We start from the raw sequence: 392 nt of genomic DNA, 5'->3' as shown, positions 1-392 counted from the left end.
TCAACAACCACTTCAGACGCGAAGGTGCCCTGGCCCATGCCAGTCAGCGCAGCCAGCATCTGGCCGGTCTGGTTGTTATCAGAATCGATGGACTGCTTGCCGAGAATAACCAGTTTTGGCTCTTCTTTCTCAACCACGGCCTTCAGCAATTTGGCGGCGTCGAGGGACTGGACGTCCTCATCGGCTTCAATGTGGATGCCACGGTCAGCGCCCAGCGCCAAAGCAGTACGAATCTGCTCCTGACAGGCCTTAGGGCCAATGGAAACCACGACAATTTCGTTTGCAATGCCCTTTTCCTTCAGACGAACCGCTTCTTCAACAGCGATTTCGCAGAATGGGTTCATTGCCATTTTGACGTTGGCGAGATCAACACCAGTGTTATCCGGCTTGAC

The 392-nt window shown here is 53.8% G+C and carries 1 pseudogene; it reads right to left on the bottom strand.

Going from position 1 to position 392, the window contains the following annotated elements:
- Window positions 1-392, bottom strand: a pseudogene (locus RG807_RS17695) (electron transfer flavoprotein subunit beta/FixA family protein); the annotation flags it as partial.

Origin of the sequence: Marinobacter sediminicola (genome assembly GCF_031157525.1) — a bacterium.
GTDB lineage: Bacteria > Pseudomonadota > Gammaproteobacteria > Pseudomonadales > Oleiphilaceae > Marinobacter > Marinobacter sediminicola.
The sequence above is the reverse complement of the archived record's forward strand: the minus strand, read 5'-3'. Positions and strand labels throughout refer to the sequence as shown.